Here is an 18,302-nt window from a genome sequence, read left to right on the forward strand (position 1 = left end):
CGGACCCGGCCGGCGGCCGGGCGTTGTCGTTCCATGCGGCCGGGCAGGCCCTGAAACGCCCCATCCCCGATCGGCACAGCCGCCGCTCTTTCAGCGCACCAGTCCTCGCAGCGCCCGTCGACGGCCCTACCGCGCCGTAAATCACGCTACCGGTCCTTTCGGCCGTCAGGACCAACGCCTGACCGCCCGCCCGCAACAGCAGGATCTCCAGGGTACCCCAGGGCCTCGAAGTCCATGAGGGCCTTTGCGCCGTGGCAATCCATGCAGCCCAAGGCCTGCTCCCTGGGGGCCACCCCGTGGTTCAAACGCCAGTGCATGACAGTCGTCACGAAGGTAAATTCCCCGCTGAAGGGCAGCCCGGCCTCCTCCATCCCGGACCGGATGGCCCTTTCCCAGTCGAAATGCTCCCAGTACCCGCCCCAGAGTTCCGGAATGACGAGGTACTGGTACAATTTGTCCGCGGGCTGAATACCTGTATGGATTTTGAAAGGAGTGATCTTTGCCCCGCGATCCCCGATGCCGCCTTCCGGAGGGTTGAGGAAAGTCGTTCCGGTCAGATCGATCCATTCACCCATGCGGTAGCGTTTGTGGCGGCCGTTGTACCATGCATAAGCCGGCGTGACGTTCCCCTTCTTGATGAAAAGCCCCTTCTTGCGATGCTGGGTGGTGATGCAGTAGGGTGAGTTCTCCAACTCCTTGGTATCCCTTCCCGCCAAGGCCCAATTCCAGAAAAGCAGGGTCGGTTTGGCCTTCGCAAAAGCAGGGATATGACAGGTCTCACAGGCAATGGTATCGCAATGATCGTTCAGCGTTTTCTGAAGCGCATGCCGGTCGGTGGCATGGGGCCGTTCATCGTGGCAGTCCGTACAGGCCACCCGCCCTTCGCTGACGGACGTCGTGGTACTGGCCCCCGCAATCCGGTGTCCGCTCGTGGTGTGGCAATCCTGGCAGGCAAAATCCAGCCCACCCATGTGGACATCCAGTTCCCGCGGAGGATCGATGAGGGCCTCACTCAGATTGCCATGCTTGATGGCGTTTCCACCCCCCCCGCAGAAGTGGCAGGCGCCGCAGTTGGCGCGCGTCGGGCGCCCCACCTCGCGGGCGATCTTCAGAAGGTCGAGGCCCTCCTTTTCCCTGCCGCAGCCTGCCGGGGCCTTTTGGTAGGTCCCGGTGCGATCGTGGCACACCAGGCAATCCACCCTGGACGGATCCGCGAGATCGAACGTGTTGTCTTTCCAACCATACCCCGCATGGCAACTGGTGCAACTGCACCAGTTCGAGATGGGGGAAATTCAGAAGTTGTTGATCAGGTTGACTTTGCCCAGAGGCTCTTTCGCGGCTCTATCGAGGTGCGGATTGGGGCCTTTCCATTGCCAGTGCGCCGTTTTCATCACCTCCGAAGCAGCCTCCTCGTGGCAGCCGAGGCACGTCCGGGTCACGGAAGGGCCATCCGGGAACGGACCTGCTATCTCCTGGTGAGACGAGGCATAAGCGGAAACCGCCAAGAAGATACCGGCTGCCGCCCAAAAAACTCCCCTCTTTAAAGACGACTCGAACATCGCGATCTTCTTCTCCTTTCAAAAATCCCAGGCATCCGACAAAAACTCCATTCGGCCAGCGTGAACCAAGATGAGGTGGTCCGAACTCCCGATCATCCTCGGATCCCGCCCGCCTCCTGAAATCGCTCCACCGTCCTTGTGCGGATATACGAAAATACGGCAGCTACTGGATTATCTGCATGGCAAAATCAATGCCAACGTGGCATGCGTCCCGCTCAAATTCCGCCCGGAGTAAAAATCATTCGAGCGGAACCTCACAACCCGGGAACGGAAGCTTCTTCCCAAAAGCGGCAAGATCAATCCGTTGTATGCGTACCTTCCGGCTCATCCCCCGAGTCAAGATGCGGCCTCGGACCGTGGTCAGTTGGGGAAAATCCACAGGTCCTGAGGATTTAAGCGAGGAGGGGCGGGTCGATCCTGAACCCTTCTCTTTTTGATACAGGGATTCCCTTCTTGCTGAAAATTGCTCAAAGCAGCCTTTTTCGATTGCTGAAATCGCCTTGGACTGCTAAAATTAAAATTTATAGATGTTTATTTCTTAACACCCGTTGTACAAATCGCTGCCGTCGCCGGGTAAGAGCCCTGCGTTTTTCAGACCGGATTGCAAGCCTTCTTTCCTGAACCCCATTCTCTTCTGCGCAGAGCGGACTCGCGTTTGCCGCCCAGAAGACTTGTGGTCCGGCCCGTGGACGATTTCCGAAGGTGCTCTCCCTTGTGAAGCAGGCGAAAGATGCTGCGGGACCCTATCAGGAAAGATTCCATGCAAGAGTTGGACCTGAACACCCATTGGAAAACGGTCGTCAGCACCATTCAGGACGGACTGATGATAGTCGACCGCACAGGAACCATCCGGTTCGTCAACCCTGCGCTGGCCCGAATGACAGGCTATGCCCCGGCCGAACTGACCGGCATGCCCTGTTCCTCACTGAACTGCGATATCTGCGAAATTGCGCGGGCCCCAGGCTGCGGATCCTGGTGTGTCCTCTTCCAGGAGGGCGCCATTCCCCCCCATCACTGTACCTTGCGCAGAAAAGACGGCACCTCGGTTCCCGTACTCAAGAATGCCGCGCTTTTGAGGGATGCGGAAGGAACGGTCCTCGGGGCGGTCGAGACCCTCACGGATCTGACCGAGATGAATCGGCGCGACCTGCAAATCCAGGCCTTCACACGGGAATTGGCAGATCAGAAAGGTTTTCAGGGGATACTGGGTGTCTCGGCGCCGATGCAGAAGGTTTTCGATCTCCTCGCGAATGCCGCAAGCTCAGACGCCCCGGTCCTGATCCTCGGCGAAAGCGGCACGGGCAAAGAACTCGCCGCCAGGGCCATCCACCGCCTGGGACCCCGCCGCGATAAGCCGTTTATCAAGGTGAACTGCGCTGCGTTGAACGAGGCCCTCCTCGAAAGCGAACTGTTCGGGCATGTACGGGGCGCCTTTACGGGGGCCTACCGCGATAGGGAAGGCCGTTTCGAGGCCGCCCATGGAGGCGATATTTTCCTGGATGAAATCGGCGACATGCCCCTTTCGACCCAGGTCAAGCTCCTGCGGGTCCTCGAAGAAAAAATCATCGAAAAGGTGGGAGATCAGCGGCCTATACGGGTCGATGTCCGGGTCATTTCGGCTACGAACCGGGACATCCTCGAACTGGCGGCGGAAGGGAGGATCCGGCAGGACTTCTTCTACCGGATCAATGTAATCCCCATTCGCCTGCCTCCGCTACGCAAGCGCATTGAAGACATCCCGATCCTGGCGGAGCACTTCCTCGAAAGGCTCCGGAAAAAAAGCAGAAAACCGGTTCAGGGGATCAGCGCCGCCGCCCTGGAGTCTCTGATGAACTACTCATGGCCCGGCAACGTGCGCGAGTTGAAAAGCGCATTCGAGTACGCCTTCATCTCCTGCCAAGAGGTCCTCATAGAACCCGAGCACCTTCCACCGGAAATTGCCGCCGGAAAAAGGAAGACCTCTCCATCCCCCCCTCCGAAGGCAACGACACGGGACGTTCAGAAGCGTCAGGTGCTTCTGGAAGCCCTCCAGGCCGCCGGTGGGAATCAATCGGAGGCGGCGCGCCTCCTTGGCGTTTCGCGTGTAACGGTCTGGAACCAGCTCAAGAAATACGGGATCGATCTCGAGAAGAAGGTCACTGGTTGATCATCGGGAGCATGGCATCGGCTTCGAACGGGTTTGCTCCTAACCTTCCTGATCGACGATCCGGGTGCGCAGCCGCTTCCTGGCGGCGCGCCGGTGTTTATCCTCCAACCGCCGGCGGCGCGCAGCCGCGGAGGGCTTCGTCTTCAGCCGGTGCTTCGGCCGCCTGGCCGCCTCGCGTACCAGGGCCTTGAGACGCTCCAGGGAATCCTGGCGGTTCATCTCCTGACTGCGGAAACGGCGGGCATCGATGATGAGGATGTCCCCGCCTGACAGACGCTGCCCGGCCAGCCGTCTGAGGCGCTCGCGCAGGTCCTCCGGTAGGTAGGACGCTGCGCCGAGATCGAAGCGAAGCTGCACCGCCGTCGCGACCTTGTTGACATTCTGACCGCCCGGACCCGAGGCCCGGATAAACTCGAGCTGGATATCCTTTTCATCCAGCGCGATATCGGCTGTGACAGGAATCATGCCCACCTGCTTGCCGTCCTTTCGATTTTACGCCCCATTTCGCCTCCAAGGGTGGACCATTTCCCCCGCCCTCCGAGCCTCGCCTGATTCCAGGGCTCCATGGGCCGTTCCGCCGACTCCTCCCGGAAAGGCACGGCGCTCTCATAAATAAATTGACATTCTGTAAAAGAGCAACGTATATTGATGGTTTAAAACTCAAATGAACGGAGGTTCCGGTATTGGCCAACCACGCATCAGCCCTCAAAAGGTCCAGGCAGAGCGAAGCCCGCAGACTTCGAAACAAAACCTACAAGACAAGGGTTAAAACCGCTGTCAAAGACGTTCGCGGCGCGTTGGAGAGCGGGGCCGCTCCCAACATCGAGGACACCTTTCGCAGCGCCGTCTCCATTATCCATAAAACGGCCGGCAAGGGGATCATCCACCGGAAAAAGGCCGCCCGGAAGATCTCGCGCCTCGCGCGGCGCATCCACCAGGCAACCGCCGGACAGGAAGTCTCAGCGGCATAGGTTGATCATCAGGTTTTCGAACACCCTGCGTACATCTGAAGACCCTGTTTTGCTCAAGCCGTCGGCCTGGTAGACAAGTTCCAGCCCCTGTTCGAGTTTTTCCGGGGTCCAGAGCCGCGCTTGATCGAGCAGTTTCCTTGCCAGAAAGGGAGGGAGGCGAAGGGCGCTTGCCGCTTTAGCGGGAGTGCCTCCTTCCCGGGCGATCGCTCCGGCCTGCCAGAGCAGACGGAGCTGCCTGTGAAGCATCCCTGTTATCCTCAGCCCTACATCGCGTTCCTCATCGAAAAGCCGGTTCAGAACGACAAGCGCCTCACTGCATTGGCGGGAGGAGACGCTGTCCATCAGTTCGAAGATGTTGTGGGCCCGGCTGTGAACGACCAGGCGTTTTACCGCCTCCACGTCGATTGCCTGTTCGCTTCCATGCATAAGGGACAATTTTTCGAGTTCGCTGTAAAGCTCCCGCAATCCGTTGCCCACAACCTGCTGGAGATAGGCGCAGGCCTCGCTCCCGAGCCTCATGCCGAGGTCCTTTGCGAGCGAGCGGATCCATGGAATGACCTCCCGGTCCTGGAGGCTCTTGAATTCAACCGCACAGCCCATGCTGCGCAGTGATTTGTAGAAGACCATGTTGAAATTGGTCTTGGCGGATATGAACACGAGGCAGGTGGATGGAAGCGGTTTTTCGAGACAGGGCAGGAACCCCTCCAGTTCCTTCGCCGACAGGGCCTCCGTACGTTTGACGATCACCAGCCGTTTGTCCGCCATGAAGGGGTAGGATCGGGCGGCGTCCAGTATTCGTCCCACATTTTCATCGTCATCTTCATCCCCGTAAAAGACATGCCAGTTGAAACCGCCTGCCCCATCGGGCATCACTTTTGTCTGAAGCCGCCGCAGGACATGCTCGATCCTGAAATCATCCGGTCCGTAAAAGAGATAGACGGGGCGGACACGCCCTTTTTCCAGATCGTCCAGGACCATTTCGGGTTTGAGCGCCTCGGCCATCAGAACCTTTCCATGGTTTCCTGGAACATCCGCTCCGCGAGTCTGCGGGCGATCTCCTCGATCGCAGAACGCTCGTAAGCCCGGTTTGCCAGAGGGTCTGTACCGACCGTGTAGGTCGACTTCTCCTCCAACCCGTTCACTTCCCAGAGCGTCTTCCCCGTCGCGGATTCAACGAGCTTCGCATCCATCGTGACATAAAGCCAGCGGCTTCGAGTGACCGGATAATTCCGCGTCGTGTCCTGCACCTGGGTCCTGTTCAAGGAATAGGAGAACGGTTCGGTCCTGATCTCGTGAATCCGCCCGATCAGCACGGCCGCCGCTCTTTCCCGCGGCACCAGTGGCACCTGCGAATACCGGATGAACTCCTCTCTGACAATCTGGGTGAACTCCGCTTCAAAACCGATGGTCGACGACGTGCTTTCCATGAGCGGGATTGCCAGGCTCGTCAGTTCATTACCCATCGGCTGGCTGCTCTCCCGCAGCCGGTAGCCGCATCCCGCAAAAGAAAGGTAGACGATTGCCGCAGCCACCGCCGCTGCAACACCCCTCGCCACCATTGGCTTCGAAGACATATCAGGCCCCTTTCCGCGGGAATCAGACCACGACGTTGACCAGTTTGCCCTGGACGACGACCACCTTCCTGACGGGCTTTCCGGCCACAAACTGCTGTACACGCTCGTCGGCAATCGCCATTTCCTTCAGATCCCCGTCAGTCATGGAAACAGGGACTTCCCTCCGATTGCGCACCTTCCCATTGACCTGAAAGACCACCAGCCGGCTTTCCACCGTCAACGCATCGGGGTCGTAATCAGGCCACGGCGTTTCGAGCAGCGGCGTCCGGTGCCCGAGCCTGTGCCAAAGCTCCTCGGTGATGTGGGGCACCACGGGGGAAAGCAGCACGATCATGGCGTCGACGGCCTCGCGCAGCACCGGCCAGGCCGGATCACGGCTCGGCGGCGGTTCGTTCAGGAACGACCCGAGGTCGTTGACCAGCTCCATGACCGCCGCGATGGCGGTGTTGAAATGGAAGCGGTCCTCCACATCGGAGCCGACCTTGCGGATCGTCAAATGGGTCTTGCGGCGCAGGTCCTTGAGCCCCCCCTCGAGCGTCTTCTTTCCATCATAGGCGGACACCGCCCGGAGGGCATCCAGATTGTCCACCACCAGACGCCAGACGCGGTTCAGAAAGCGGTAGGATCCTTCGACGCCCTGATCGTTCCACTCGAGATCGCGCTCCGGAGGGGAGGCGAACAGGCAGAATATCCTGACCGTATCCGCGCCGTACTGATCGATCAGGACCTGGGGATCCACTACGTTCTTCTTGGACTTGGACATCTTGAGGGTATTGCCGGTGACGATCTCCGATCCGCAGCGGCTGCACCGGCCATCCTTCACCTCGTAGGGATAAAGGTACCCGTGCTGCGGGCAAGACTGGGTCTCCTTGCAGACCATCCCCTGGGTCAGGAGATTCGTAAAGGGCTCGTCGACCGTCAGGCAACCCAGGTCCCTCAGGACGCGCGTATAGAAGCGCGAGTAGAGCAGATGCAGGATGGCGTGCTCGATCCCGCCGATGTACTGGTCGACCGGCATCCAGTAAGCGACCCTGGCGGTGTCGAGGACCCCCTTGTCGTAGTCCGGGCACGCATAGCGGTCGAAATACCACGACGACTCCACGAAGGTGTCCATCGTGTCGGTCTCGCGGCGGGCCTTCCCCTTGCACTTCGGGCAAACCGTCTCGTAAAAGGACGGCTCGAAGGGGAGCGGCGATCCGCCGTTCGGGCGCATGTTCACATCGAGCGGCAGAACGACCGGCAGGTCCTCCTCCGGCACCGGCACCATCCCGCAGGTCTCGCAGTAAATGACGGGGATCGGTGCGCCCCAGTAGCGCTGGCGAGAGATGTTCCAGTCGCGGAGCCTGAAATTGACGGTCTTGTGCCCCTTTCCATGCGCCTCCAGGTACTCGGCGATCCGCTCCAGCGCCTCCAGATTCCGCTGACCATCGAAGGGACCCGAATGGACGAGGATCCCTTCGTCCACATAGGCCTCCGTCATGGTCTCCGCGCTGATCTCCCGATCGGGAGGGCGGATGACCACCTTGAGCGGAAGCCCGTATTTTTTGGCGAACTCGAAGTCCCGCTGGTCGTGGGTAGGGACGGCCATGATGGCGCCGGTCCCGTAGTCGAAGAGGACGAAATTGGCCACGTAGATCGGGATGCGGTCGCCGGTGACCGGGTTCAGACAGTAGCGCCCCGTGAAAACACCCTCCTTCGCGGTGAAATCCGCCGTCCGCATGTACTTTTCCATCTTGAGGGTCTTGTCCACGAAGGCAAGGACCTGCGGCTCCTCCGGCAGCCCCTTGACCATCCCGCGCACCATCGGGTGCTCGGGCGCAAAGCAGAGGAACGTCGCGCCGAAGACCGTGTCCTGGCGCGTAGTGAACACCTCGATGACCTCGTCCGAATCCGCCATCGGAAACCGGATGATAGCCCCGTAGCTCTTGCCGATCCAGTTCCGCTGCATGGTCAGGACCCGCTCCGGCCACCCGGTCAGCCGATCGCAGGCCTCCAGGATCTCGTCGGCATAGGCGGTGATCCGGAGAAACCAGCTGTCCATCTCCTTCAGAACCACCTCCTGGTCGCTGTGCCGCCAGCAGCAGCCGTTTTCCACCTGCTCGTTCGCCAGCACGCTCTGGCACTTCGGGCACCAGTTGACGAGCGTCCGTTTTTTGTAGGCCAGACCCTTTTCGAGCATCCTCAGGAAGACCGACTGCTCCCAGCGGTAGTAGGACGGGTCGCAGGTCGCGATCTCCCGGTCCCAGTCGTAGCTGAAGCCCATCCGTTTGAGCTGGGTCTTCATAGCCTCGATGTTGCTGTAGGTCCAGCGGGCCGGGTGCGTGTCGTTTTCGATGGCGGCGTTTTCGGCCGGCAGGCCGAAGGCGTCCCATCCCATGGGGTGGAGGACGTTCTTCCCGCGCATCCGCTTGTAGCGCGCCACGACGTCGCCGATCGTGTAGTTGCGCACGTGCCCCATGTGGATCTTGCCCGAAGGATAGGGGAACATCTCGAGCAGATAATATTTTTCACGCGAGGGGTCTTCCTTTACCTTGAAGAGCCCTTCCCGTTCCCAGTGTTCCTGCCATTTGATTTCAAGCTCTTGGGGATTGTATCTCATGGTGTGTCGTTCCTTCCAGCCATCATCCCGCACGGTCAAGCGGGCGTCCGGGACTCGGCGCCTTTCAACCGGCCTTCCTTCAGCAAATCGTTGTATATCTGATCGAGAACGCCATTGATAAAGGCGCCCGATTCCTTGGCCCCGTATCGTTTGGCCAACTCCAACGCCTCGTCGATGGCCACCTTGGGCGGTACATCCTCCAGGTGCAGCATTTCGTAGACCGCCAGCCGCAGGATGGACCGGTCCACCATGGCCATCCGCTCGAGGCGCCAGTGCTTCGATGCCCGCCTGATCAGGAGATCGAGTTCGGACCTGTTGCGCTGGACGCCCAGCACCAGCCGGCGGGCGAAATCGACGCGGGCGTCGGCCCACTGCATGCTCCCCCTCAAGCTGTCGAACGCCTCCAATGGATCACGGGGGTCGCACTCCAGCTGGAAAAGCGTCTGAAGGGCCATTTCTCTGGATTTTCTTCGTTTACCCATCATCAAAAGACCGGCGCACGCGGGACGTCTGCCGGCTGCCGCAAAACAGGGGGTACACCCCGCTTCGATGCCAATTCCTCCAGTATTTTCAATAGATTAAAAACAACAAAAACCGCTGCCGGCAATCCGTCGTCGGTGACGTCGAAGCGAGAACCGACCAGAACAGCGCCGCTGCAGCAGTAATGATCTATTACTCAAACCCGCCGCCTGAAGTCAAGGGAAGAAAAGAGGGTGCGAGCGCGGCAGTCGCCGCATTCCCCTCCCGCTTGACTTCCCGCATCGATCGGTCGATTATCGGCCTATGGAACGAACGGTCAAACGCAAGTGCAGCGGCGGGAACTTCCGGCTCATCATCCTTTGCGGCCTGCTTCTGTGCGTATGCAATCCTTCAGAGACAACCGCAAATGGCCGTTTCGCCGTTGCTGCGGTGCCCGACGGGGATACCATCCGGATTGCGAAGGACGGCGCAACCATCCCCATCCGTCTGATCGGCATAGACGCCCCTGAAACGTCGAAAGGGGACGGCGAGCCGGGTCAACCTTACTGCGTCGTGGCGAAGAGGCACCTGGCAAATCTCGTCCGGAGAGAATCCGTCGAGGTGGTTTCCTACGGGAAGGATGACTATGGGCGGATTCTCGGCGTAGTCTATCTGCGCGACATAAACCTGAACCTCGAGATGGTCCGCGCAGGGCTCGCGGAGGCCTACCGCGGCAAGCCGACGCCCGGCTTCGATTATGCGCCCTATTGGGAGGCCGAGAAGGCAGCGCGCCGGGCTCGTCGGGGGATGTGGGCGCAGGGTCCCAGATATGTCAGCCCGTACGAGTGGAGAAAAAAGCTGAGATGACCTTTACTTCGCGTTCGAGGACGCACCTTTTCAGACGAAGAACCGGATTATGAAGGGATTTTACGGCCCCATTCCGAAGATCGACCTCGACGGGCAGCGAGGCCGAACCGGTGCACCTGCGCAGCGACTACCACCGGCTGCGCGGATGGAGCGCAAACGGTGAGATCTAAGCCGCAGCCCGGATGACATTGACCATTTCGATCGCCGCCATGGCCGCCTCGAACCCTTTGTTGCCCGCCTTGGAGCCCGCCCGTTCGATGGCCTGCTCGATACTGTCCGTCGTCAGCACCCCGAAGGCGATGGGCACCCCGGTCTCGAGGCTCACGCTGGCGATCCCCTTGGAGACCTCCGCGGCGACATAATCGAAATGCGGGGTGGCGCCCCGGATGACAGCGCCGACACAGACCACCGTATCGTATTTGCCGCTCTGCGCCAACCGCTTGGCCATGAGGGGGATCTCGAAGGCCCCCGGCACCTTCACGACGGCAAGGTGTTCATCCGATGCGCCGTGGCGCCTCAATGCGTCGAGCGCACCGTCGACAAGCCTTGCACAGATGAAGTCATTGAACCTGCTGACAACGATCGCGACCCGCAGCCCTTCGGCGGACAGCCGCCCTTCGATGATCTTCGCCATGGATCCCCCCGTAACAAACGTCTATTCAATCCGTACTATTTCTCGGCCTCATGGATCTTTTCGCCCAAGGTCCGCATCATGTGCCCCAGCTTCTCGCACTTGGTGCTCAGATAGCGGAGGTTCTCGGGCCTCGGCTCGATCTCGATCGGAACCCTGTCCACGACCTGCAGGCCATACCCCTCGAGGCCGATGATCTTCTTCGGGTTGTTGGTGATGATGCGCATCTTCCTTATCCCGAGCGCAGCCAGGATCTGGGCGCCGACGCCATAGTCCCTCAGATCGGGCGAAAAGCCGAGCTGTTCGTTGGCCTCCACCGTATCGAATCCCTGGTCCTGCAAGGCATAGGCCTTGATCTTGTTCGCCAGGCCGATGCCTCGGCCTTCCTGCTGCAGGTAGAGGATGACCCCCAGGCCCTCCTCCTGCACCATCTGCATGGCCTTCTGCAGTTGCTCCCCGCAGTCGCAGCGATAGGACCCGAAGACATCCCCCGTCAGACACTCGGAATGGACCCGCACCAGCACCGGTTTTTCCGAATCGATCTCGCCTTTTACGAGAGCGATATGTTCGTAGTCATCGATATCGTTGACAAAAACAACCGCTTTGAACTCGCCGTGCGGCGTAGGCAGAACGGTGGATGCCGCCTGGTGCACGAAGGACTCGTTCCGCATCCGGTAGGCAATGATATCCGCAACGGTGGCAATTTTCAGTCCGTGCTCCCCGGCAAAGGCCTCGAGGTCCGGCAGACGGGCCATGGTGCCATCATCCTTCATGACCTCGCAGATCACCCCGGCGGGTTTGAGCCCCGCAAGCCGCGCCAGATCCACCGAGCCTTCGGTCTGCCCGGTTCGGAAAAGCACCCCGCCCCTCCGCGCCCGCAACGGAAAGACATGCCCGGGCTGGATGAGGTCGTCGGGCTTCGCCTCATCCGCGACGGCCGTCAGAATCGTGTGCGCCCGGTCGGCGGCCGAAATCCCCGTCGTCACGCCGGTTCGCGCTTCGATCGACACCGTGAAGGCCGTCTTGTAGGGGGAGCGGTTGTCGTAGACCATCGGGTTCAGTTTCAGCCGGTCGATCATATCCGGATGAAGCGCCAGACAAATCAGTCCCCGGCCATATTTGGCCATGAAGTTGATTGCCTCGGGCGTGACCTTTTCGGCCGCGATCGTCAGATCCCCTTCATTTTCCCGATCCTCGTCATCGACGAGGATGATCATCTTCCCTTGTCGGAGGTCCTCCAGGACATCCTCGATCTTCGAAATAGGCATCTCAATCACCAAATCCATTCTGATAGAGCATTTCCAACGTAATGCCCGGCCTCTCCTGACCCTCCGGCTCCCGCCTCGAGGCGGCGTTTCCCCTGAGGAAAAACTTCTCGACATACTTGCCGATGAGGTCGGTCTCTATATTCACCGGGTCTCCGATGCGCCGCTCAAGGAGCACCGTTTCCCGTCCCGTCTGAGGAATGATATTGCATTCGAAAAAATCAGCGCCGGTGCGATTGATGGTCAGGCTGACCCCCTCGACCGCCACGGACCCCTTGTCGATCATATAGGCCGTCAGGTTTGCATCCACCGCGATCCGCATCAGCCACGACCGCTCGCGGCGCTCCTTGGTGCGGATGGTCCCGACGCCGTCCACATGCCCGGCCACCAGATGGCCGCCCAACCGATCACCCAGCCGCAGGGCGCGCTCGAGGTTGACCGTGTCCCCCGTCTTGAGGCGGCCAAGGGTGGTGCAACGAAGCGTTTCGGTAGAGACATCCATCCCGACGACCCGTCCGGTCAAGTCCGTCACGGTGAGGCAGGCACCGCTTACACTGACACTGTCACCGATGCGGCAATCCATGGAAAAACCTGGGCGCACCGTCAGACGCACATCGCCGCCCACACGGCTGATGCCGACGATCGTTCCGATCCCCTCCACCAATCCGGTAAACATAACGCCCGTATACCTCGAACGGCTCGTTGATCAAATCGTTACGGAGCCCGCAACCCACCTGGACCCATATCACCGATAGTTCGGATAACCTGCAACCATGATATCGTCCCCGAAGCGCTGCACCTCGATGTCCCGCAGCACGAGGCAGGCTGCCATGTCCCGGCAGCCAGGTCCGGCCACCATCGGGATGCCGTCGTCCCCCGCCAGGAGCTTCGGCGCCTTGAACAGATAAAACTTATCGACCAGCCTCTGCCGGATCAGGCTCCCGGCTACACGGCTCCCACCCTCCACCAAGATGCTGGTAACCATCTTCGAACCAAGCCAGTCAAAAAGCGCAGGCAGATCGATCAGGCCGTCGGAAGAGGGGAAGTGGTGTACGGCCACCCCCTTCTTATCCAGTGCAGCGGGCACTCGCCCTTTCAGCTCTTCCCCGGCCGCAAGCCACGTTTCGGCCTCGGAGTCCTGATTGAGCAGCCTGGCCTCCGGCGGGGTCTTCAGATGAGTATCCAAAACGATCCGCAAGGGGTCTTTCCCCTTGCTCCGTTCGAGCCGGGCCGTCAGCTGGGGGTCGTCGGAAAGAACCGTTCCTACCCCGACCATGACGGCATCCACACGGTCGCGCAGCCGGTGGACGAAGGCGCGCGAGGCCTCGCCCGTCACCCATTTCGAATGGCCGGTCGCCGTGGCGGTCCAGCCGTCCAGGGTCATAGCGCTCTTGAGGATCACGAAGGGACGCCCTGTGGTGACAAACGTGTTGAAATCCTCATTCAACCGGCGGCAGTCCTCCTCGAGAACACCTGTGGTGACATCCAAACCATTGGCCCGGAGGTAATCGCATCCTCCCCCGACCACCTTGGGGTTCGGGTCCATCGCGCCCACCACGACGCGCCGGATCCCGCTCCGAAGGATGGCGGCGGTGCAGGGCGGCGTCCGCCCCTGGTGGTTGCAGGGCTCCAGGGTAACGTACAGGGTGTCGCCGGGCGCTCGGCCTCCGAGCTTCTTCAGGGCCTCGATCTCGGCATGCGGCATGCCCGCCTTACGGTGATAACCCGTCGCGACGATCTTGTTCTCTCTCACAATCACAGCGCCCACAGCCGGGTTGGGAGAGGTACATCCCAGACCCTTCCGCGCCTCGCGCAACGCGATCCGCATAAACCTCACATCGAGCGGCCGCCCTCGGCTCGCTCCGGTGAACCGGTCTTTTCGAGAAGATTCCATGATCGGCTATCACTTTCCATCCGAGTGAGAGGAGCCCCGTCCCCCCCAATCACTCCGCCTGCGTGTCCTGCCGCGATTTCAGCATCTGCTCCAACTCGCTCATGAACTCGTTGATATCGCGGAACTGCCGGTAGACGGAGGCGAACCGAACGTAGGCGACTTCGTCCCAATCCCTCAGCTCATTGATCACCCGCTCCCCGATATCCGTGCTGGACAACTCCTTCTTGCCCGTCTCCTGGAACTGGAGTTCCAGTGCGTCCACGAACTCCTCGATCCTGGTCATGCTGATGGGCCGTTTCTGGCAGGCCTTCCGGATGCCCGAGATGATCTTTTCGCGGCTGAAATTCTCCCTGCGGCCGTCCTTTTTCACGACCATGGGCAGGAGTTCTTCCAGCTTTTCATAGGTGGTGAAACGCCTCTTGCAGGCCAGACATTCCCTCCGACGGCGGATCATCCGTCCGTCCTTGCTGAGGCGGGAGTCGATGACCTTGTTATTGATCTTCCCGCAATAAGGGCATTTCATCGCTCGACCTTGATCACCTCCACCCCTGCCTCGGCGAGCATCCGGTCCGCCAGATCGTCGTCATACCCCTCTGCATAATAGACCTCGCGGATCCCGGCATTGATGATCATCTTGGAGCAGATGACACAGGGCTTGTTGGTGCAATAGAGTGTGGCGCCGGAGATGGCGATTCCATGAAAAGCCGCCTGCACGATGGCGTTCTGCTCCGCGTGCAGCCCACGGCACAACTCGTGCCGCTGACCCGAAGGAATGGATGTATCGTTTCTCAGGCAGCCGACCTCCTCGCAATGCGCGAGCCCCGCCGGCGCGCCGTTGTACCCCGTCGACAGGATGCGCTTGTCCTTCACCAGGACAGCCCCCACATGGCGGCGCAGGCAGGTTGACCGCGTCGCCACCGTCTCCGCGATGGTCATGAAATACTCCGGCCAGGACGGCCGCGTCACGCCTTGCCCCCTTCCAGGTAGCTGTAAACCGGGAACCGGTGACACAAGGCCCGCACCTCCCGGCCCACAGCACCAATCGTCCCCTCCGACTCCGGATGCTCCAGCACATCCCGGATCCAACCGGCGATCAGACGCATCTCTTCGGTTCCCATCCCCCGAGTGGTCAATGCCGGCGTCCCAAGCCGCAAGCCGCTCGTGACCTTGGGTCCGCGCCGATCGTAGGGAATAGCGTTTTTGTTGGCGACGATGCCGGCCCTGACCAAGGCGGCCTCGGCTGCCTTGCCCGTCAGGTCCCGGTTGTTCAGGTCGAGCAGGAGCAGATGGTTATCGGTCCCGCCCGAGACCAGCTCGAACCCGAACCCCGTCAAGGCCTCCCCCAGCTCCTTCGCGTTCTGAACCACCTGCTTCTGGTAGGCGACGAACTCCGCCCCCAGCGCCTCCCCCAAGGCCACCGCCTTGGCGGCGATCACATGCATCAGGGGGCCGCCCTGAACCCCCGGGAAGAGGCCCTTATCGAGCTTTTCCCGATATCTGGCATCCGAGAGAATCAACCCGCCGCGCGGACCCCGCAGCGTTTTGTGGGTCGTGGTCGTCACGAAATCCGCCCGGCCGATCGGCGTAGGGTGCAGCCCGGCCGCCACGAGGCCGGCGATGTGGGCCATGTCGGCCATCAGGTAGGCGTCGTTTTCATGGGCGATTTCAGCGAAGAGGGCAAAATCGATATAACGGGGGTAGGCACTCGCGCCGGCGATGATCATCCGCGGCTTGTGCCGCCGGGTCAGATCGCGCACCTGATCATAATCGATCCGGTGCGATTCGGGATGCACCCCGTAAGACTCGGCATTGTATAGCTTGCCAGAAAAGCTGACCGCGCTCCCGTGCGTCAGATGCCCCCCCTGAGCCAGGCCCATCCCGAGGATGGTGTCCCCCGGCCCCAGAAACGAGAGGTAAACCGCCATATTGGCCTGCGAACCCGAATGCGGCTGGACATTGGCGTATTCCGCCCCAAACAGCGTACGAGCCCGCTCGATGGCGAGGTGCTCCACCGTGTCGACATATTCGCATCCGCCGTAATAGCGCGCCCCAGGATAGCCTTCGGCATACTTGTTGGTCATCACGGAGCCCTGGGCCTCCATGACAGCCCGGCTCGCGTAGTTCTCGGACGCAATCATGACGAGCCCGTCCCGCTCGCGCGCGACCTCCCGTCCGATGGCCTCGAAGACCTCACTGTCGGATTCTTTCAAAGATGTGTCCCGCAACGTCCGCCCCTCAATCGAACTGCGCCACCCGCAGCGCGTGGCGACCCCCTTCGAAGGAGGTCTCCAGAAAAAGGTCCACCATCTCGAGGGCGATCCCCTCGCCGATCACCCGGCCGCCCATGGCGAGGATGTTCGCGTCGTTGTGCAGACGCGCCATCTTGACCGTATAAAGGTTGCAGCACAGCGCCGCCCGCACCTTGCGGTAGCGGTTGGCGACCATACTCATCCCGATTCCGGTGCCGCAGATCAGGATGCCCCGCTGGTATTCGCCGTTCGCAATCGCCTGCGCCACCTGGTGCGCGACCCGCGGGTAATCCATGGAAGCGTGGTCGAAGGTCCCCGCATCCACGACGTGGTGGTTCGACGTTTCACTCAAATGGCGCCTGCAGGCTTCCTTGAGATCGAAGCCGGCGTGATCTGAACCGATGATAATATCCATGTGATGCCCGTCTTTTGCCTGCTGCAGGGGACGCGGCCTCGCCCCCTGCGTAAAAGGATCGTGTCCCCTTTCAGCCCTCGGGCTCGTAACGCTTGAAAAGCAAGGAGCCGTTGGTGCCACCGAAACCAAAAGAGTTCGACATGACAGTGCTGACCGCCGCCCTGCGGGCGACATTCGGCACATAGTCGAGGTCGCACTCCGGGTCAGGGGTTTCGTAATTGATCGTCGGGGGGATGATGCCTTCCTTCAGGGTCAGAACCGAAAAGATGGCCTCCAGACCGCCCGCCCCCCCGAGCAGATGACCGGTCATCGATTTCGTCGAACTGACGGCGATCTTCGACGCATGCTCGCCGAAAACGGCTTTGATCGCCCGGTTTTCCGCGGCATCGTTCAGCTTCGTGGACGTGCCGTGGGCGTTGATGCAATCGACTTCCTCGGGCTTCATCCCGGCAAAGGCAAGCGCCATGCGCATACAGAGGACCGCCCCCGCCCCTTCGGGATGCGGCGCGGATACATGGTGGGCATCCCCGCTGAGGCCATAGCCGACCACCTCCGCATAGATCGGTGCACCCCTGGACAAGGCGTGCTCCAGTTCTTCCAGGACCAGAATCCCCGCACCCTCTCCCATGATGAAACCATCCCGATCGAGATCGAAGGGACGCGAAGCCTTTTCAGGATCGTCGTTCCGCGTCGAAAGCGACTTCATGGAGCAGAATCCGCCGAGGGCCAGCGGCGTAATGACCGCCTCGGCCCCGCCGGTGATCATGGCATCGCACATTCCTTCGCGGATCATGCGGAAGGATTCCCCGATCGCGTGCGTGCTCGCGGCACACGCCGTCTCGATCGAGAGGTTCGGACCCATGGCCCCGAATTCAATGGCGATCAGGCCAGGGGCCATATTGGCGATGATGCCCGGAATGAAGAAGGGACTGATTCGGCGGGGTCCTTTTTCCATCAGAACCTGGTGATAATGCTCCAGCATACCCAATCCGCCCAGACCGGATCCCGTGACGCAGCCAACACGGTCGGCATTGGACGCATCGACCCTGAGGCTGGAATCCGCCATCGCCATCTTCGCCGACGCCATGGCATAGTGGATAAACACATCGAACCGCCTGATCTCCTGCTTGTCCATGAAATCGGACGGATCGAAATCCTTTACCTCTCCTGCGATCTGGCTCGAGAAGGGCGACGGATCGAATTTGGTGATCCGGCCGATGCCCGACTTTCCGGCGATGACCGCCTCCCAGTTCTTCTGCACACCGGTTCCGAGAGGGCTCACCATGCCCATGCCCGTTACGACAACCCGCTTGGCCATCCTCTGCCTCCATCTGCCTCTTTATATCGGCCCCACGGAGGCTCCACGCTCCTGGAAGACCTCACCCGCGGGGCCTGGACGGTAGAATCCGGAGGGATCAACCGATGGTTTTCTTGATGTAGTCGATGGCGTCCCGGACGGTTGCGATCTTCTCCGCATCCTCGTCAGGGATCGAGATATCGAACTCTTCCTCCATGGCCATGATCAGTTCGACCTGATCCAGGGAATCCGCACCGAGATCGTCCACAAAAGAGGCCTCTGGAACCACATCTTCCTCGGGCACATCCAGCTGTTCGCAAATAATCTTCTTAACCTTGTCTTCCACCTGACCCATTCTTGCGATACCTCCTTGAGA

20 protein-coding genes are annotated in these 18,302 nt (G+C 60.6%); 3 read left to right on the forward strand and 17 right to left on the reverse strand.

The genetic code is table 11. From position 1 onward, the window contains the following. Positions 1-146: 146 nt before the first annotated feature. Positions 147-1,292 carry a tetrathionate reductase family octaheme c-type cytochrome gene (locus ACZ500_RS12465; protein WP_464233045.1) on the reverse strand — a complete coding sequence of 382 codons (1,146 nt, stop codon included), beginning with the start codon at positions 1,290-1,292 and terminating at the stop codon, positions 147-149. Continuing rightward, the gene (locus tag ACZ500_RS12470; RefSeq protein WP_464232799.1) at positions 1,293-1,439 is read right to left on the reverse strand and encodes a hypothetical protein; all 147 of its coding nucleotides are present in this window, start codon (positions 1,437-1,439) and stop codon (positions 1,293-1,295) included. Between the two features lie 880 nt (positions 1,440-2,319). Between ACZ500_RS12470 and ACZ500_RS12475 the strand changes: the two genes are divergently transcribed. Beyond that, the gene (locus tag ACZ500_RS12475; RefSeq protein ID WP_464232800.1) at positions 2,320-3,705 is read left to right on the forward strand and encodes a sigma-54 interaction domain-containing protein; all 1,386 of its coding nucleotides are present in this window, start codon (positions 2,320-2,322) and stop codon (positions 3,703-3,705) included. Between the two features lie 39 nt (positions 3,706-3,744). Here the strand turns inward: ACZ500_RS12475 and arfB are convergent, their stop codons facing one another. After that, positions 3,745-4,170 (reverse strand): alternative ribosome rescue aminoacyl-tRNA hydrolase ArfB, encoded by a 426-nt coding sequence (arfB, locus tag ACZ500_RS12480; RefSeq protein ID WP_464232801.1) that lies wholly within the window; start codon positions 4,168-4,170, stop codon positions 3,745-3,747. Positions 4,171-4,388: 218 nt separating this feature from the next. Here arfB and rpsT point away from each other — a divergent pair, with 218 nt between their 5' ends. Then, on the forward strand, positions 4,389-4,676 hold the full coding sequence (rpsT, locus tag ACZ500_RS12485; protein ID WP_464232802.1) for a 30S ribosomal protein S20: 288 nt from the start codon (positions 4,389-4,391) through the stop codon (positions 4,674-4,676). Here the strand turns inward: rpsT and holA are convergent. The 4 genes from holA to nusB are packed head-to-tail and all read right to left on the reverse strand — an operon-like array spanning position 4,665 to position 9,334. Further along, on the reverse strand, positions 4,665-5,678 hold the full coding sequence (holA, locus tag ACZ500_RS12490) for a DNA polymerase III subunit delta (protein WP_464232803.1): 1,014 nt from the start codon (positions 5,676-5,678) through the stop codon (positions 4,665-4,667). The two genes, rpsT and holA, sit on opposite strands and share 12 nt — an antisense overlap. Further along, positions 5,678-6,250 carry an LPS assembly lipoprotein LptE gene (gene lptE / locus ACZ500_RS12495; RefSeq protein ID WP_464232804.1) on the reverse strand — a complete coding sequence of 191 codons (573 nt, stop codon included), beginning with the start codon at positions 6,248-6,250 and terminating at the stop codon, positions 5,678-5,680. Before lptE ends, holA begins: the two co-directional genes overlap by 1 nt. Positions 6,251-6,272: 22 nt before the next feature. Then, positions 6,273-8,849, reverse strand: a complete 2,577-nt coding sequence (gene leuS, locus ACZ500_RS12500) for a leucine--tRNA ligase (RefSeq protein WP_464232805.1) — start codon at positions 8,847-8,849, stop codon at positions 6,273-6,275. Between the two features lie 35 nt (positions 8,850-8,884). Then, complete coding sequence (gene nusB, locus ACZ500_RS12505; RefSeq protein WP_464232806.1) at positions 8,885-9,334, reverse strand: transcription antitermination factor NusB; 450 nt, start codon at positions 9,332-9,334, stop codon at positions 8,885-8,887. Between the two features lie 298 nt (positions 9,335-9,632). On the opposite strand from nusB, the gene ACZ500_RS12510 reads away from it, so the two are divergent. Continuing rightward, positions 9,633-10,175: a thermonuclease family protein gene (locus ACZ500_RS12510; RefSeq protein WP_464232807.1), complete on the forward strand. Its 543-nt coding sequence runs from the start codon at positions 9,633-9,635 to the stop codon at positions 10,173-10,175. Between the two features lie 166 nt (positions 10,176-10,341). Here the strand turns inward: ACZ500_RS12510 and ribH are convergent, their stop codons facing one another. The 10 genes from ribH to acpP form a co-directional block, all read right to left on the reverse strand. Then, on the reverse strand, positions 10,342-10,809 hold the full coding sequence (gene ribH, locus ACZ500_RS12515) for a 6,7-dimethyl-8-ribityllumazine synthase (protein ID WP_464232808.1): 468 nt from the start codon (positions 10,807-10,809) through the stop codon (positions 10,342-10,344). Positions 10,810-10,844: 35 nt separating this feature from the next. Then, positions 10,845-12,074 (reverse strand): bifunctional 3,4-dihydroxy-2-butanone-4-phosphate synthase/GTP cyclohydrolase II, encoded by a 1,230-nt coding sequence (locus ACZ500_RS12520; RefSeq protein WP_464232809.1) that lies wholly within the window; start codon positions 12,072-12,074, stop codon positions 10,845-10,847. A gap of 1 nt (position 12,075) precedes the next feature. Then, entirely contained in the window at positions 12,076-12,747 is a 672-nt protein-coding gene (locus ACZ500_RS12525; RefSeq protein ID WP_464232810.1) for a riboflavin synthase, read from the reverse strand. 69 nt (positions 12,748-12,816) lie between these two features. Beyond that, positions 12,817-13,965: a bifunctional diaminohydroxyphosphoribosylaminopyrimidine deaminase/5-amino-6-(5-phosphoribosylamino)uracil reductase RibD gene (gene ribD / locus ACZ500_RS12530; RefSeq protein WP_464232811.1), complete on the reverse strand. Its 1,149-nt coding sequence runs from the start codon at positions 13,963-13,965 to the stop codon at positions 12,817-12,819. 49 nt (positions 13,966-14,014) lie between these two features. Further along, complete coding sequence (gene nrdR / locus ACZ500_RS12535; RefSeq protein WP_464232812.1) at positions 14,015-14,488, reverse strand: transcriptional regulator NrdR; 474 nt, start codon at positions 14,486-14,488, stop codon at positions 14,015-14,017. Beyond that, the gene (locus ACZ500_RS12540; protein ID WP_464232813.1) at positions 14,485-14,931 is read right to left on the reverse strand and encodes a deoxycytidylate deaminase; all 447 of its coding nucleotides are present in this window, start codon (positions 14,929-14,931) and stop codon (positions 14,485-14,487) included. The genes nrdR and ACZ500_RS12540 overlap by 4 nt, the downstream gene beginning before the upstream one ends. Then, the gene (locus tag ACZ500_RS12545; RefSeq protein WP_464232814.1) at positions 14,928-16,175 is read right to left on the reverse strand and encodes a serine hydroxymethyltransferase; all 1,248 of its coding nucleotides are present in this window, start codon (positions 16,173-16,175) and stop codon (positions 14,928-14,930) included. The genes ACZ500_RS12540 and ACZ500_RS12545 overlap by 4 nt, the downstream gene beginning before the upstream one ends. A gap of 25 nt (positions 16,176-16,200) precedes the next feature. Further along, positions 16,201-16,629: a ribose 5-phosphate isomerase B gene (gene rpiB, locus ACZ500_RS12550; protein ID WP_464232815.1), complete on the reverse strand. Its 429-nt coding sequence runs from the start codon at positions 16,627-16,629 to the stop codon at positions 16,201-16,203. 70 nt (positions 16,630-16,699) lie between these two features. Then, entirely contained in the window at positions 16,700-17,947 is a 1,248-nt protein-coding gene (gene fabF, locus ACZ500_RS12555; protein WP_464232816.1) for a beta-ketoacyl-ACP synthase II, read from the reverse strand. A gap of 97 nt (positions 17,948-18,044) precedes the next feature. Next, on the reverse strand, positions 18,045-18,281 hold the full coding sequence (gene acpP, locus ACZ500_RS12560; protein WP_464232817.1) for an acyl carrier protein: 237 nt from the start codon (positions 18,279-18,281) through the stop codon (positions 18,045-18,047). Between the last annotated feature and the right edge of the window lie 21 nt (positions 18,282-18,302).

This window comes from Desulfatiglans parachlorophenolica (assembly GCF_055394735.1).